The organism is Pelagibacterium sp. (genome assembly GCF_965249125.1).
Taxonomy (GTDB): domain Bacteria; phylum Pseudomonadota; class Alphaproteobacteria; order Rhizobiales; family Devosiaceae; genus Pelagibacterium.
The window spans coordinates 229,366-243,712 of record NZ_OZ252217.1 but is presented as its reverse complement, the minus strand read 5'-3'; the positions used below and the strand labels follow the sequence as shown (position 1 = coordinate 243,712).

Sequence of the window (14,347 nt, the reverse complement as noted above, 5' to 3'; positions counted from 1 at the left end):
GCACTCCGGGTCAGTGGGCGCCTGCTGCTGCAGTGCGCGGGTCGAGTTTGGCGTAAGACAGATCGACGATCAGATTTGTCGCGATCATGACGAATGCGATCAGCATGATGATGAGCTGGAGAACCGCCAGATCGCGCTGGGCAACGGACTCCACAATGAGCCGCCCGACCCCGGGCCAACCGAATACCGATTCAATGACGGCGCTGGCTGCAACCATCGCGCCAACGAGCAGCGGTGTGATGGTCACCAGTGGGAGCACGGCGTTGGGCACGATGTGGCGCCAAAAGATCTCGAACTCCCCCACCCCGCGTGCTCGGGCGGATACCACGCATTGGAGCTTGGCCGCGTCCAGAATGGACGAGCGAACAAAACGCGTGAAGATTGCGGCCTTGGAAAGCCCGATCGTGAGAACGGGCATGACCAGATGCTGCCAGGACCCCGAACCGTTGGAAGGAAGCAAACGCATATTGACCGACAGTATCAGGATAAGAACCAGCCCCAGAACAAAATTGGGCAGGGCGAAGCCCACGGTCGTAAAGTTCATCACATGCCGGTCGAGCGGACCGCCGGAGTTAAGCGCAGCAAGCGCCCCGATTGGCAAACCCACGACAATCATCAGTAGGGTGCTTAATCCGACAAGTTGCAGGGTCGCCGGAAGTCGCTCGAAGACCACACTCGCGGCGGATCGGTTGGACATCGAGGAGAATCCGAAATCTCCCTGTAGGATGTTTCCGATATAAACCACATACTGCTCGAATATCGTGCCGCTGTAGCCCCATTGGACGCGATAGGCATCCAGCGCCGCCTGGGTAGTATTGTCGGGGTCAAATATCGCGGTGATCGGGTCGCCCGTGGCTCGCAGCGCGAGGAAAACCAGCGTCACGATAACCCAAAGCGATACGATTGCGCGGAGCAGTCTCAATGTTAGTGTCACGATATCTATCCTCGTGAAGGCTGGTACTAGGCCAAGGCCGCGCGGGGGGTAGGATCAAGTGTTCTTGCCGCCGTCTTGCCTGGCACTGCGTTGATCAGCGTCTGGGTGTATTCATCGCGGGCACCATCCGTGAACAAGGACACGGGGACATCTTCAACCACCCGACCGCGACGCAGGACTACGACCTGATCCGCGATTTCGAACACGACGCGCAAGTCGTGGGTGATGAGCAGGATTGCGATACCAAGCCGGTCGCGCAAGCGATGAAGGCAGTCCAGGATATGTTTCTGGATGCGGACGTCGACGGCCGAAAGTGGTTCGTCGGCGATAAGCATGTCGGGTTCAAGGAGCAGAGCGCGCGCGATCACCACACGCTGGGCCTCGCCGCCACTGAGGTAGGTCGGTCGGCGATCAAGGACATGTGGCTCGAGCCCGACGTCCTCGATGATCTTGAGAATGTGGGCACGCCGTTTCGCTTTGTCGCGCCAACCGTGCACCAAAAGCACCTCGTGCAGCTGGTCTTCGACGCGCATCAGAGGGTCGAGGGAATCGCGCGGGTGCTGGAAGACCATCTGCATGTTCAGTGGCTTGGAGGGGTCGTTAGGGCTCTTATGCACGACGACCTGTCCTGTATCGGGCGTTTCCAGCCCCATGGCCATCTTGGCGGCGGTGGTCTTGCCGGATCCGCTTTCCCCAATCAAAGCCACGATTTCACCGGCGCGGACTTCAAACGACAGGTTCTTTGCCGCCGGTATGCCGACTCCCATCTTACGGTCGCGCTTGGATGCAAAGAAGGTCTTGTTGACGCCCGCAAAGCTTAGGCACACCGGCGTGTTCTTGCGCTCGACAGTGTCGCGTCCAGGCCATTCGACCGAAGATGCTTCGAAAAGTTCACGAGAATATTCTGCTCTAGGTGACGAGGTAACCTCGTTGGCGGGGCCCTGCTCGACCATCACACCGCGCTGGAGCACGGCGATGTTCGTGGCCCTGTCGCGTACGATACCAAGGTCGTGGGTCACAAGCAGAACCGTGAGATCATTCTTGCGCCGCAACTCGTCGATGAGATCGAGTACTTCTGCCTGGACGCTCATGTCCAAGGCAGTCGTGGGCTCGTCCGCAATCAAGAGCTGCGGGTCGCCCAGAAGTGCCAATGCAATCATGACGCGCTGGTTGAGCCCGCCTGAAAGCTGATGAGGGTAGACACCCAGGCGCGAGGCGGGCTCTGGGATATGCACCTCCCGGAGAGCGGCAATGGCCCTGTTGCGCAGTTCATCGGCATCGGCCTGCGGATAGTAAATGCGCAATGTTTCGAGCATTTGCGAGCCGATGGTGCGGACCGGATTGAGAGCAGCAAGCGGGTCCTGAAAGACCATGCCTACCGATTTGCGGCGGAACTCCACCAATTGCTTGTAACCGAGGCTCCAGACGTCCTTTCCATCAATGATGATGCGACCGCTGATCTTGGGTTTGAAAGGCAACAGTCGCATCATGGAATGACAGGTGATGCTCTTACCGCTTCCGCTCTCTCCGACAAGGGCGAAATAATCACCCTTGTCGATCGAAAACGAAATATTCCTGACCAGCTCCATGGGAGGACTGACCGGCAGGGCGATGTTGAGATTTTCGACGCTGACGGCCGGCTCTTTCAGTTGGGTGTGCGGCATATAGATACTCCCATGCAGCCAGATTGGACCGACAATGATCAGCTGATCGAGGCGTTGGCGAAATCCATGTAGACAGAGGGCAGAGGATCCCATTCAACGTTTTTCCTCTTGCCGTAGAAAACGCCCATCGTGTGCAGGATGATTGCAGGGGGATCGGCGTCAAAAATATCCATCATCGCGTCAAACGCTTTCTTGCGCTCGTCTGCGTCCAGGCTAGATTCCAATATGTGACCCTGCTCGTAGAAGTCTTCATTCTCCCACACCTCGCGCTCGGATTCGTTATAAGAGCGCCATAAGCCGAAAAGCGGATCCGGCACGAGAATGGGATCAACCCCGCTACGGATCCCGGTCCCAGGGTAAGCCATCATCTGACCGAAATTCTCTACGATCTGCAGATCGATGTTGACGCCCACTTGCTCCCACATGGACACGAGCACCTGAGAGGTCGCGAGTTCAGGACCGTAGGCCGCAACACGGATGCGGAATGGAATGGGTGTGCCGTCATATCCGGCCTCCTCCAGCAATCGCCGAGCTTCATCGGGATCATATCGATAAGGATCACGATCAGGGTCGTAGAGGGGCCCAAAACTTGGCAGCTGGTGGCCATTGGGAACCTCGACGAGGCCATTCCAAAGCGCGTCGACGATCGCCTGGCGGTCGACTGCCAGGCTCAGAGCTTTGCGAATTCGAACGTCAGCCAGTGTCTCATTGCGGGTATCGAATTTGACCACCCGCATGCTGGCGACTGTACCCCCGACGATCTCGAGATTAGGGCTGGACTCTATCGGGCCAAACTGATCGGTCGGAACGTCGGCGATGATGTCAAAATCTCCGCTGACGAGGCCCGCAATCCGCGACGACAGCTCTGGTGCGAGTCGGTACACCAATGCATCGATGTCGGGCCGCCCCCCCCAATAGTCCTCGAAGGAGACCAGTTCCACGGTGTCAGCAGTTAGGGAGACCACGCGGAATGGACCCGTGCCGACGGGTGCCTGAGCAAAGCCTTCAAAACCACCTGCGGCTTCGAACGCGGCCTTGCTGACAATCTGTGCACCCCACGCCGTCAGACGCAACTCAATCGTCGGATCCTCGACACTGGAGATGACCCGAATTGTGCTCTCATCGAGGGCTTCGACAGATTCGATTGTGTTGAGAAATTGTTGGGCTGTGCCGAAGCCTGGCGAATCCTCGCTGGTGCGACGCTCGGCACCGAAACTGAACACCACATCCTCTGCAGTCAATGGCGATCCATCGTGGAACGTGACCCCCTGCCGGAGCTTGAGATCCAGTGTTTTGCCGTCGACCCGCTCCCAGGTTTCGGCGAGACCAGGCCGGATTTCACCGGTATTGGCATAGTCGACAGTCAAGAGCGTGTCGAAAATGTTCTGCATCACCCGGTAGCCGGGATTGGTTTGGTACAGCAGCGGATCGAGCTGCCGAGGAATTTCATCGAGTGCGACGCGAATTTCTCCACCCGACTGGCCGAATGCAATGCGCGGGGCGCTCATCAAAGCTACGCTCGCAGCACTCGCGCCAAGCAGCTTGAACGCGTCCCTTCTGGTGATGTGCATGTGTTCCCTCCCTGTCATAATGACGTTCCTCCAAGCCGAGCCTCCACACCCGACAAGTAAAAACTAGGGCTTGCGCCAACCAGCGTCCAATATTTTATGCCTCCCCTTTCATTTGCCAAGCATATAAATTGACGGACATAACGCCCCCACGTGCAAATGAAGTTGGCACTGCCTGATGGCAAAAAAGGGCGCTGTTGCCAGCGGCCCTTCCTTTTTGTTCTATGTCCGCCGCCAAGGGCTGCTAGCTGGCGAGGTTGCTGACCAGCTCCTTGACGAATCCTCGATCAGAAGTTGTGACGAACAGGTCGGCGATGGCTCGAATTGATCTCACCTTGTTGCTTTCGGCCTCTTCGTGCAGCACGCCCTTGGTTTCGAGGATGACAAAAGACAACATCGAAGCCGTGCGTTCGATCAAGAATGGAAACTTGTCCTGATCTCCCTGTTCGTGAACGACGATCACGGCATGGGGCTTGATACCGTTGACTGGCTCATCCATGGGCTGGAGCCCATGCGGATCGAGCGAGCCAGTCATGAGGATGTTGTCGCGTTCGTCAGCATTGATGTCAGCTATCACGTCCCTGACTTTCTCTCCGACGCCCAACACCTTAATGAACCGTGGAGACGAATTCCTGTATCCCTCGATCCGTTTGCCTGGCCGCCTGATAATGGTCTGCGTGATCATTTGTCTGTCTCCACCTGTTGGGCGCTCCGGCCCCGATGTTCCGGATTAAACGCTGCCCGTGCTTTGTCTCGATTGTCTCTTGGCTGCGGGTTGGACAGGAAGGGTCCCATCGCTAGTCGCAGCCATCAGTCCATGAAGCGACCACCAGACAAATTGAGACATTCACCGGTTACAAACCCGGCCATCGGAGAGGCGAGATACAGCACTGCATGTGCGGCCTCCTCACTGCGACCAAAACGGCGCACCGGGACTTCTCCCCTGAGGCGGTCCTGCTTTTCCTGGGGCATTGTTGCCGTCTGCGGTTCGAAAAGCGCAGTCGCGATGGCATTGACAGTGACACCATGCTCTGCCGTTTCTGCGGCCAAGACCCTTGTAAAACTCAACAGGCCGCCCTTGGCCGCGGCGTACGGTGCAACGAGATGATGCACGCCGGCCTTGCCCGACATGGACATGAGAGTGATGATTCTACCGTATCCGTTTTTGCACATGATTCGTGCGGCAGCCTGCATTTGAAGCGCCGGGATCACCAGTTCCGCCTCGGTGATGGTGCGAAGTTCTTGGCCCGTCATGTTCAGCACCGGCTTGCTGCGCACCGGCGGCGGGCTCATCACCAGGACGTCAAGTCCACCCAATCGCTCATGGCTCTTTGCAATCAGGTCTTCGTTGCCTGCCGATGCCAATGTTTCTCCGATCTCCCCGCCGTCCGTCACCAGTTGAGCGCCGGCGCTCAATAAAGAATCCGCAACAGCGGGCCCGACTCCATGCTCGGCACCGATCAGCAGAACCCTTTGGCCCTCAAGGCTGCCCATCATTTCGCTGCTCGGATTGCTGGCAATTGCATTCATGCTGAGACCTGCCTTGTCTTTTGGATTTTGGTAAGTGAGCGGGAAGTGTCCGCGAGCGTGACGTCGGTCCATTCGGCCCCTTCTGTAATCATGGCGCGCAATGGGCGAATATCACGAGCATTGTTGAGGGTATTTCCTGCGCAGACCCGGGGTCCGTCCATGTAGAGCACGGTGAACTGGTCTGCATCAGGCGAACCTCTCCAAACGAGTCGGTCCCATCGCTCGGGCATGCCGATGATCTGGAAATTGTCGCCATACTGATCCGTCCAGAACCAGGGCAGATCGAGACAGGGTTCAGGCCGACCGGCAATCTCGTGGGCTAGGGCGATTGCCTGGTTCTGTGCGTTTTGCCAACTTTCGAGACGTACAGAACGGTTGAGAGACCGGCTGAAGTGGTGGGCCACGTCACCCACCGCAAAAATATGCGGATCGGATGTACAACCGTTTTCGTCGACACAGACCCCATTGCTGCAATCGAGCCCGGCGCGGCGCGCGAGCTGATCATTGGCGGTGCCGCCTACTCCCACAATGACCAGATCGGCGGGAAGTGCCTGACCGTTTGAGAGTGTCACCGTAGCGCCAGCGCCTTCAGTTTTTAGGGATTTGACAGATGCGTCGAACGTGAAGTCCACACCATGGCGCTCGTGGCGCGCCACCAGGGCATCGGCGACCTGGGGAGCCACCGCCCGTCCCAGAGCGTGCGGAGCGGCCTCCACCACGTGGACATTGCATCCCGCACTTCGGGTCGCAGCAGCGACTTCAAGCCCGATGAAACCCGCTCCGATACAAACGATGTTGCGTTCAGGTTTGAGGTGGCGCCTGATCGGTTCGAGATCGCTCAGGCTGCGCAACGTCCGGACACAAGGAGCATCCGCGCCCTCGATTTCGAGGATCCGCGGTCGGCTTCCCGTCGCCAGAACCAGGCTCTCGTACTCAATTCGATCGCCGGTCGAGAGCTCCACGGTTCTGGTAAGCGGATCGAGCCTTTCGACCTCGGTGCCTAACCGCAGATCTATGCCCACCTCCTCGAAAAACTCCAGCGGCTTGAGATAGGCGCTTTCAGGAGGTGATTTGCCTAAAAGGATGTCTTTGGAAAGCGGCGGGCGTTCGTAAGGCGGATGGGTTTCGGACCCGATCAGGACAACCGGCTGCTCAGGTGCAATCCGGTTGAGGGTCAACGCAACCCACCCACCGGCCTGACCTGCGCCGACGATCACGATCGGTTTGCGTTGCTGCGACATCTCAACTCCAGAGGGAAATGAGTGTTGCCGGGCGGAAGCCGCCAGGCAACCTTAGAGATTGATCAGACGGCGACGAAAGGTTCGCCGATTTTCATTTCGGACGCTTCCAATGCCGTTTCCTTGAAAGGGCCATCCTCGGGGAGAATGAAGGACGCTGACCGGACCTTATGGCTCTCGGGGTCGGTGCCTGGGGGCGGGGCGCCCTTTGCAAGCGACCGGGCCGCCTTCTTGAGGCGCATACGCGCCATAATGATCGCATTGTCGGTCGAGACCAGATTTTCCTTTGTCCGATCGGCGATTGCACCCATGCTTTCCTGCAACGATGCATCCTGGATAGCGATGCCCTTGATACCCGAATAGTAGATCTTCTGGCGCTGTGCCTCACGATCCATCAGGTAGTCGTTCGTCATGTTGGCAACTGGAGTAAACGTCCCCGGTATCAGCTCGGTATGAACGCCATGCCCATTTTCCATCAGCTCGACCTCCTGCTCCGTCAAGGGGCGGGTAGGATGGAAGGTCATGGTCCAGGCCATGCAGTTTTCGTCATCCATCGGCACCCAGGCGTGACCGTTGAGCGCATTGCCTTTATAGGGCGGAATGAGCGTGTACCAAGGCATCATCCACTGGGTCACGCGCCAATAATGATACCCCGGCTCAGCCTTGCGACGTGCGCCGATCATCAGACCACCCAAGGATTCATGAATGTCGAACGTCGTATTGGTGGAGCGGGCATATTTGGCTCCGTCGGTCCCCTTGTGAAGGGGATCGCGATTGATATCGCCGGAATGGAGAAATGAGACGTGGCTCGAATCGATTCCGCCTTCCATGGCTTGCAGGTAATTGCTTTGCTGCCAGCGCTTGGAGAGATAGCGATGGGACGCTGGGACCTTGGCCCATTCATATTCAGGCAATTCGGGCTTATGCTCCGGCGGCCCCATATACGTCCAGATCACGCCACCAAATTCAACGCATGGATACGATTTGAGCTTGATCTTGTCGCAAAATCCACTTGAGGTCGGCTCGGATGGCACCTCGATGCACTGGCCAGAGGTGTTGTACTTCCAACCGTGATAGGGGCAGCGCAAACCACCTTCTTCATTGCGCCCAAACCACAACGAAACACCGCGATGCGCGCAGAATTCGTCCATCAGCCCGATCTTGCCGTCTGTGTCCTTGAACGCAATCAGCCGCTCGGACAAGAGCGATACACGCACTGGTGGGCAATCGGGTTCCGGGAGCTCGGTCGAGAGGAGTGCGGGTATCCAATAGCGGCGCAAGGTTTCGCCCATCGGCGTCCCCGGACCTGAACGCGTGAGGTATTCGTTGTCTTTTTCCGAGATCATCTCAGGCTCCTTTCACAAAGGGCGCCACGGCAGGCCGCCCCGGCGATATCGATGCCGGCACATTGACACCGCATACATTTACCGTCCAATATGAATTCCTAATGTTGTTATTCTGATTAGAGCATGATTGATCTACGCCAATTCCGCTACTTCGTGGCCGTTGCTGAAGAATTGCACTTCACGCGGGCCGCTGAACGTCTCAACATTGGACAGCCCCCGCTCAGCCTGCAGATTCAGGCCATCGAGCGCGAATTGGGTGTGACGCTGCTGAAACGGTCGCGGCGCAATGTGGAGCTTACACCGGCAGGACGGTTGTTCTTGCAGGAAGCGCGATTGGCGCTGCTGCAGGCCGACCGTGCAGTTCAGACGGCTACACGCGCTGCGAAGGGCGAAATGGGTGTGTTGCGTGTGGATTTCGTGACCTCGGTGCCGCTGGTTGAGGTGTTTACCGCCGCGGTTCGATCATTTCGCTCCAACTACCCTGACGTTCATCTGGAATTGAGGGGACGCCCATCCTCCACAATCGTGGAAGATCTACTATTGGGGACCATGGACATCGGGTTTACGCGCCCTTCGATCTCCAGTGCCCTGCCGGCCGCGCTGCGCGCCATACCCGTCTACGAAGACAATTTGATGGTGGTGTTTCCTGCCGATCACCCACTGGCGCATTCCAACAGCCCGGTGCCGATCGGGGACTTGAAAGACTACAAATTCGTACTGCGCCCACGCGGCAGCGGTTTGGGCTTTTACGAGCAGGTATTCGACATGTGCGGCGATGCTGGCTTTTCGCCCTATATCGTTCAGGAGGCCGTGGAAGCGACTACCACCATCGGGCTTGTAGCGGCCGGCGTCGGTATCACAATCGCTCCCCAGGCCCTGCGCCGCATCAACGTCCATGACGTTGTTTGGCGGGAAATATCTCAGGCCAATACCAAGAGCCGAATTTATCTTGTCTACAATCCGTCCAATTCCAATCCGATATGCCAACTGTTCATCGACAGTCTCTCGTCAATCGCGATTGACTAGTTCGGATTGGGCTCGCCCGGATTGATGTAGACGCCGCCATCCTGGAGGACGGGTGTCCAGGTCTTGATGGGAATTTCACAAGGAGCCTCTGTCGGCATGCCCGTCCGTATGTCGAATTTTCCCTGATGGAACGGACATTCGACTTGGCAATCCTCGACATATCCTTCAGACAACAGGCCAGGACCATGCGAGCACAGATCCGCTGTAACGAACACCATGTCGCCAACTTTAAAGATCGCATAAGCGAAGCCGTCGACTTCGGCCCGGCTGGGCTCGTCCTCATCGAGGTCTTCCAGGTCACATAGCCTTATGAGACGCGAAGCGTCGACGAACTGTCCAGCGTTTGCACTTGTCATTATTTTGAACCCTGCACAACGACCTTCCGCACCGCGCGGTGCGGAAGGTCTTGAGAAAATTAAGCTGCTTTTTCCTGATTCTTGGCAGCCCAGTCGAAGGCCAGTATCGAAGTCAGCTGCTTGACGCTGCCAAGCGTTTCAAAGCTCTTGAGCGCCTCGATGATCTGGTCGGTCACAGCCTGGCCAGCGAAAGGCAGCGCGTTCTGGGTCACCTTCTGGGCAATGTCGGCATCCGAGAAAGGTGCCTTAGGATGACCGGGGAAGGGCTTTGCTTCCCCGTGAACAATTGTCCCATCCTGGAGTTCGATCTCTACCCGGGACAAATAGCCTGCGGCAGCGCGCGAGAGTTTCCCGTCCTTCAGCGCCCCCAGTTTAGGATCTGCGACACACTTCACCTGCTCTGCCACGAACTTTTGCCGCGCCGGCTCCAGCACTCGTGTCACGTCGAAGCTGTCGACACCGATATAGCCGTCCAGCACAGCTGCCCCAACAACATAGGGCATCGAGTGATCGGCAGTTTCACGCGACGACGGATGATAAGGATCCTGCCGCATCTCGATAAAGTGCTGATAGGCCCCCTCTTCCGAAAAGACTCTGACTTCCTTGATCTGGCTGAGATCGGAGACCTTGCCACGCGCTTCAAGGGCCGCGCGTATGGCACTTTGGGCCATCGAGCCGACCGGCCACAGTTTCATGTAGGTCTCGGCGACGCGGCTTAGCTTCTTGTTGGGCTGCAGCCTCTCAAGAATGACCGGTACCGGGTCGTGCTCGTTGGCGAGCTTGGCGATGAACCCATTATCGCCCGTGAAGGGACGGATCGGAGCTTCCACCCCCGCTTTGGCGAGGAAACATGCCTGCAACGCATTGCGCACCGCGTCAGAGCCATTGAACCGCTTCCAGAGCGTCAGGTCGCCGCGCTTGTTGAGTTCGCAGCTTTCAACTTCGTCGGTAGCGAAGTGCGGTGTGACTGTCATGCCAAACGCTTCCTTGGCCTGATCAGCATCAAGCTTGAGAAGGCGCGCAATGGCGGCGCAGGCGCCAATTGCCGTGAGGTTGGTGTAATCCCATCCCCCCGGAGCAGTGGAGAACGCATCAAAGGCAGCTCCCACGACCTCGTAACCGACCGCCAGGGCAACCAGAAGGTCTTCACCGGACGCATCGACCCACTCGGCCACAGCAATGACTCCAGCAGTCATATCGCTGGGATGACCCGAGTTCCGATCGCCTACATAGAAGTCGTTATAGTCATAGCAGCGCAGTAACGATCCGTTGACGAAGGCAGCCAAGTCGGGATTGGCGCGCATGGAGGTGCCCCAGATGACCGCGCCATCGGGAGTTGCGAAGGGCTCGGCAAATCTACGGGCAATATGGGAAGCGCGATGGTCCAAGGCGCCGAGTGCAACGGCGACGGAATCACTGAGAGCCCTTTTGGACGCGTGGCGTGTCTCCGGGTCGAGTTCGCCGGACACGCTGGCAACGAAGTTGCCGAGGCACTCTGCAACCTCATCCCTGTATTCAAAACTGTCCGCTGTGGTCATTTTTCTACACCTTCAGATTCTTCAAGTCTTCGTTCAACTGAGTCTGGCCGTGCGTCATCTGCATATGGAGCGCCGCGGTTGCCTCGACCAGCCAACAGATAGCGTTCCGCAAAAGCGTGTGTCCAATATTAATGCGGCATTTATTCATTCTTCTTGACAAATAAGAAGCAGCCGCGGTGCAGCGACGAACCGCTTCATATGCTCGTGCGAATAAGACAGCCGCCCATTAATATTGGACACACGCCAGCCGTTGACCTAAGTGCCAAGACGCCCACTCGATCCCTACGTAGCGAAGGCAAGCATGACCCGACCGACCGTTCTGATTACGAAACCTTTGGATAAGAGCTGCGAAGATGCACTCGCTCACCATTTCAACGCGCTCTCGCTCGTCAGCGCTGAGAATCCCGAAGCGCTGATTAACGAAAACGCCGCCGACATTCGGGCCATCGCCGGCGGTAAAGTGCCAGGCGCCTTAATGGAACGTCTTCCCAATCTCGAAATTATCGCCAACTCGGGGGTGGGCGTGGATTCAATCGACCTGCATGCCGCCAAATCCCGCAATATCGTGGTGACCAATACGCCTGGTGTGCTTGAGGATTCGGTAGCCGAACTTGCCCTGGGGCTCATGCTGGCGCTCGCCCGCTCCATCCCACAGGCTGACCGCCATGTGCGCGATGGCGCCTGGAAGGAGAAGATGTATCCGCTGCGCAGCGAACTGCGTGGCAAGACAGTGGGAATTGTAGGGCTGGGCCGAATCGGCAAGGAAATCGCGGCCCGGCTGTCGGCGTTGAAAATGGTCGTCGCCTATTTTGGACGGTCCGAACAGACCGAGCAACCCTATCGATACTTCGCAGACCTGGTGGATCTCGCCCGTGCCAGCGATTGGCTCGTGGTGGTGGCACCTGGCGGCAAAGCCACTGAGAAGCTCATTTCCCGAGAGGTGTTGACGGCGTTAGGACCCGAGGGTCGGTTGGTCAACATCGCGCGCGGCTCACTGGTCGACCAGGAAGCGCTGATAGAGATGCTCCAAGCCGACGAGATCAAGGGTGCCGGGCTCGACGTGTTCGAGAATGAGCCTGAGGTTCCTCGGTCCCTTGCGCGCCTGGACAATGTCGTGCTCTCACCGCATCAGGGCAGCCGAACGCTGGAAGCACGCGACGGCATGGGCAAGCTTCTAGTCGAAAATCTCCTCGCCCATTTCGAGGGGCGTGACCTCCCATCGCGGGTGCTGTGATGAACCGGCAGGCGCCATTCATTGGCGCGATCGCAGACGATCTGACCGGTGCCACCGACCTCGCCCTCATGCTGGCCAGTGAGGGAATGACAGTCAAACAGGTTGTAGGTGTTCCGGGTGGAAAGGTCGATCTCGGCGGGGCGAACGCGGTGGTGGTCGCGCTCAAATCGCGCACAATTCCGGCGCAAGACGCCGTTGCAGAATCGGTAAACTCTGCAAAGGCTCTACTTGCGGCAGGTGCACGACAGCTGTTCTTCAAATATTGCTCAACCTTCGATTCCACCGACAAGGGCAACATTGGCCCGGTGATCGACGCATTGATGGAACTGTCAGGGCAAGACCGCACCCTTGCATGTCCGGCATTTCCGACCAACAAGCGAACGGTCTACAAAGGCCATCTTTTCGTCGGCGACGAGCTTCTTTGTGATTCCCCCATGCGCGATCATCCGTTGACGCCGATGCAGGACGCAAATCTGTTGAACATCCTTGCCCGTCAGACACAGCACGCCATTTCGCTGGTCGACATCGAAACGATTCGCGGTCCCAACCTCGCGGAAACGCTTTCCTCACTCAAAGGCATCGCCATAACCGATGCCATCAATGATAGCGATCTGCGCATCATTGGCGCGGCAGTGAAGGATTTTAGGCTGATCACGGGCGGGTCGGGGTTGGCTCTTGGCCTACCAGCCAATTTCGGCTTCACTCCCGCTGACCGCCCCTCGCCGCCCCCGGCACCTCCAGGGCGTTCGGTGGTTCTTGCCGGCTCGTGTTCGGCCGCTACGCGCACTCAAATCGAGACTGCCCTGGCGGCGGGATTGGCGGGATTCAGGCTCGATCCGATCGCTATTGCAGAAGGAAGACTGTCGCTGGCAGATGTGCGCCAGTTCGCATCCGACTCTTCGACCATCCCCCTCATTTACGCCAGCGCGGCCCCACAGGAGGTGGCAAACACTCAGGCTCTTCTCGGCCAGGAACGCGCCGGCAAGGTGGTGGAAGATTTCCTTGCAAGCCTCGCATCTCAACTGGTTGAGGATGGGTTTACTCGCTTTATCGTGGCTGGTGGGGAGAGTTCTGGTGCAGTCATCGCCGGCCTTGGCATCAAAACCCTGTCCGTCGGTAAACCGATTAGTCCCGGGGTGCCTTGGATGCATGCTGACGACGGTGGTCCGCCTTTGGCACTCGCGCTCAAGTCGGGTAATTTCGGCTCGGAGGACATCTTCGTGACTGCCTGGGACAAGCTCGCATGACCGCCATTAGCTCCGAAGAGACCCGAATGCGCGATCAGATTGTCGCTTTAGGACAGTCGATCTTCGAGCGAAAACTCACAGGAGGCTCGACGGGCAATATCAGCGTCCGCATGGCGGACGGCCATATGCTGATGACTCCGACCAATGCCAGTCTCGGTGATCTGGATCCTTCGCGTCTTTCACTTCTTGATCCCGACGGCACCTACGTCTCGGGTGATAAACCCACGAAAGAGGCGTTTCTCCACACCTGCATGTATTGCGCCCGTCCACAAGACACTGCCGTGGTCCACCTCCATTCCACCCATTCCGTGGCGGTGAGCATACTGGGTGATGTTGACCTTGAGAACGTCCTTCCACCGCTGACTGCCTACTACGTCATGAGGGTCGGCAAACTGCCGCTTGTTCCTTATTTCGCTCCCGGAGATGCGCAATTGGCTCGAGCAGTGGAGCAACAGGCGAACCGGCATCACGCCATGTTGCTGGCCAACCACGGACCGGTGGTGTCCGGGCCTAGTCTGCTTAATGCCCAATACGCAATCGAGGAGCTTGAAGAGACCGCCAAGCTGTTCCTGTTGCTCGACGGTCGGCCCATCCGCCCGCTGACACCGCAGCAGGTTGACGACCTTGAACGAAAGTTCACTCGGTGACATCCTCAGCGTCATCAGC

At 57.9% G+C, this 14,347-nt stretch carries 13 protein-coding genes; 4 read left to right on the top strand and 9 right to left on the bottom strand.

Annotated features, from left to right (window positions below; translation table 11 throughout):
• Positions 1-10: 10 nt before the first annotated feature.
• The 7 genes from ACP148_RS01230 to ACP148_RS01200 all read right to left on the bottom strand — a co-directional run bounded on the left by ACP148_RS01230 (position 11) and on the right by ACP148_RS01200 (position 8,280).
• Complete coding sequence (locus ACP148_RS01230; RefSeq protein ID WP_421949973.1) at positions 11-934, bottom strand: ABC transporter permease; 924 nt, start codon at positions 932-934, stop codon at positions 11-13.
• Between the two features lie 26 nt (positions 935-960).
• A complete protein-coding gene (locus ACP148_RS01225; RefSeq protein WP_421949974.1) occupies positions 961-2,598 on the bottom strand; it encodes an ABC transporter ATP-binding protein in 1,638 nt (545 codons plus the stop codon).
• Positions 2,599-2,636: 38 nt separating this feature from the next.
• Complete coding sequence (locus tag ACP148_RS01220) at positions 2,637-4,169, bottom strand: ABC transporter substrate-binding protein (protein ID WP_421949975.1); 1,533 nt, start codon at positions 4,167-4,169, stop codon at positions 2,637-2,639.
• A gap of 241 nt (positions 4,170-4,410) precedes the next feature.
• Positions 4,411-4,851: a hypothetical protein gene (locus tag ACP148_RS01215; RefSeq protein WP_421949976.1), complete on the bottom strand. Its 441-nt coding sequence runs from the start codon at positions 4,849-4,851 to the stop codon at positions 4,411-4,413.
• Positions 4,852-4,976: 125 nt separating this feature from the next.
• Positions 4,977-5,696 (bottom strand): SDR family NAD(P)-dependent oxidoreductase, encoded by a 720-nt coding sequence (locus ACP148_RS01210; protein ID WP_421949977.1) that lies wholly within the window; start codon positions 5,694-5,696, stop codon positions 4,977-4,979.
• A complete protein-coding gene (locus ACP148_RS01205) occupies positions 5,693-6,937 on the bottom strand; it encodes an NAD(P)/FAD-dependent oxidoreductase (RefSeq protein ID WP_421949978.1) in 1,245 nt (414 codons plus the stop codon). Before ACP148_RS01205 ends, ACP148_RS01210 begins: the two co-directional genes overlap by 4 nt.
• Before the next feature lie 62 nt (positions 6,938-6,999).
• Positions 7,000-8,280 (bottom strand): Rieske 2Fe-2S domain-containing protein, encoded by a 1,281-nt coding sequence (locus tag ACP148_RS01200; RefSeq protein ID WP_421949979.1) that lies wholly within the window; start codon positions 8,278-8,280, stop codon positions 7,000-7,002.
• A 123-nt stretch (positions 8,281-8,403) separates the two neighbouring features.
• Between ACP148_RS01200 and ACP148_RS01195 the strand changes: the two genes are divergently transcribed.
• The gene (locus ACP148_RS01195) at positions 8,404-9,306 is read left to right on the top strand and encodes a LysR substrate-binding domain-containing protein (protein ID WP_421949980.1); all 903 of its coding nucleotides are present in this window, start codon (positions 8,404-8,406) and stop codon (positions 9,304-9,306) included.
• On the opposite strand, the gene ACP148_RS01190 is transcribed toward ACP148_RS01195, so the two are convergent.
• Together ACP148_RS01190 and ACP148_RS01185 are read right to left on the bottom strand one after the other, a co-directional pair.
• Entirely contained in the window at positions 9,303-9,662 is a 360-nt protein-coding gene (locus ACP148_RS01190) for a non-heme iron oxygenase ferredoxin subunit (RefSeq protein ID WP_421949981.1), read from the bottom strand. The genes ACP148_RS01195 and ACP148_RS01190 overlap by 4 nt on opposite strands.
• Positions 9,663-9,721: 59 nt before the next feature.
• Positions 9,722-11,200 (bottom strand): MmgE/PrpD family protein, encoded by a 1,479-nt coding sequence (locus ACP148_RS01185; protein ID WP_421949982.1) that lies wholly within the window; start codon positions 11,198-11,200, stop codon positions 9,722-9,724.
• Positions 11,201-11,501: 301 nt separating this feature from the next.
• On the opposite strand from ACP148_RS01185, the gene ACP148_RS01180 reads away from it, so the two are divergent.
• Genes ACP148_RS01180 through otnC form a run of 3 tightly spaced genes read left to right on the top strand, consistent with a single transcriptional unit; the run spans position 11,502 to position 14,328 of the window.
• Positions 11,502-12,434: a 2-hydroxyacid dehydrogenase gene (locus tag ACP148_RS01180; RefSeq protein ID WP_421949983.1), complete on the top strand. Its 933-nt coding sequence runs from the start codon at positions 11,502-11,504 to the stop codon at positions 12,432-12,434.
• Positions 12,434-13,681: a 3-oxo-tetronate kinase gene (gene otnK / locus ACP148_RS01175; RefSeq protein ID WP_421949984.1), complete on the top strand. Its 1,248-nt coding sequence runs from the start codon at positions 12,434-12,436 to the stop codon at positions 13,679-13,681. The genes ACP148_RS01180 and otnK overlap by 1 nt, the downstream gene beginning before the upstream one ends.
• Positions 13,678-14,328 (top strand): 3-oxo-tetronate 4-phosphate decarboxylase, encoded by a 651-nt coding sequence (otnC, locus tag ACP148_RS01170; RefSeq protein WP_421949985.1) that lies wholly within the window; start codon positions 13,678-13,680, stop codon positions 14,326-14,328. Before otnK ends, otnC begins: the two co-directional genes overlap by 4 nt.
• Positions 14,329-14,347: the final 19 nt, after the last annotated feature.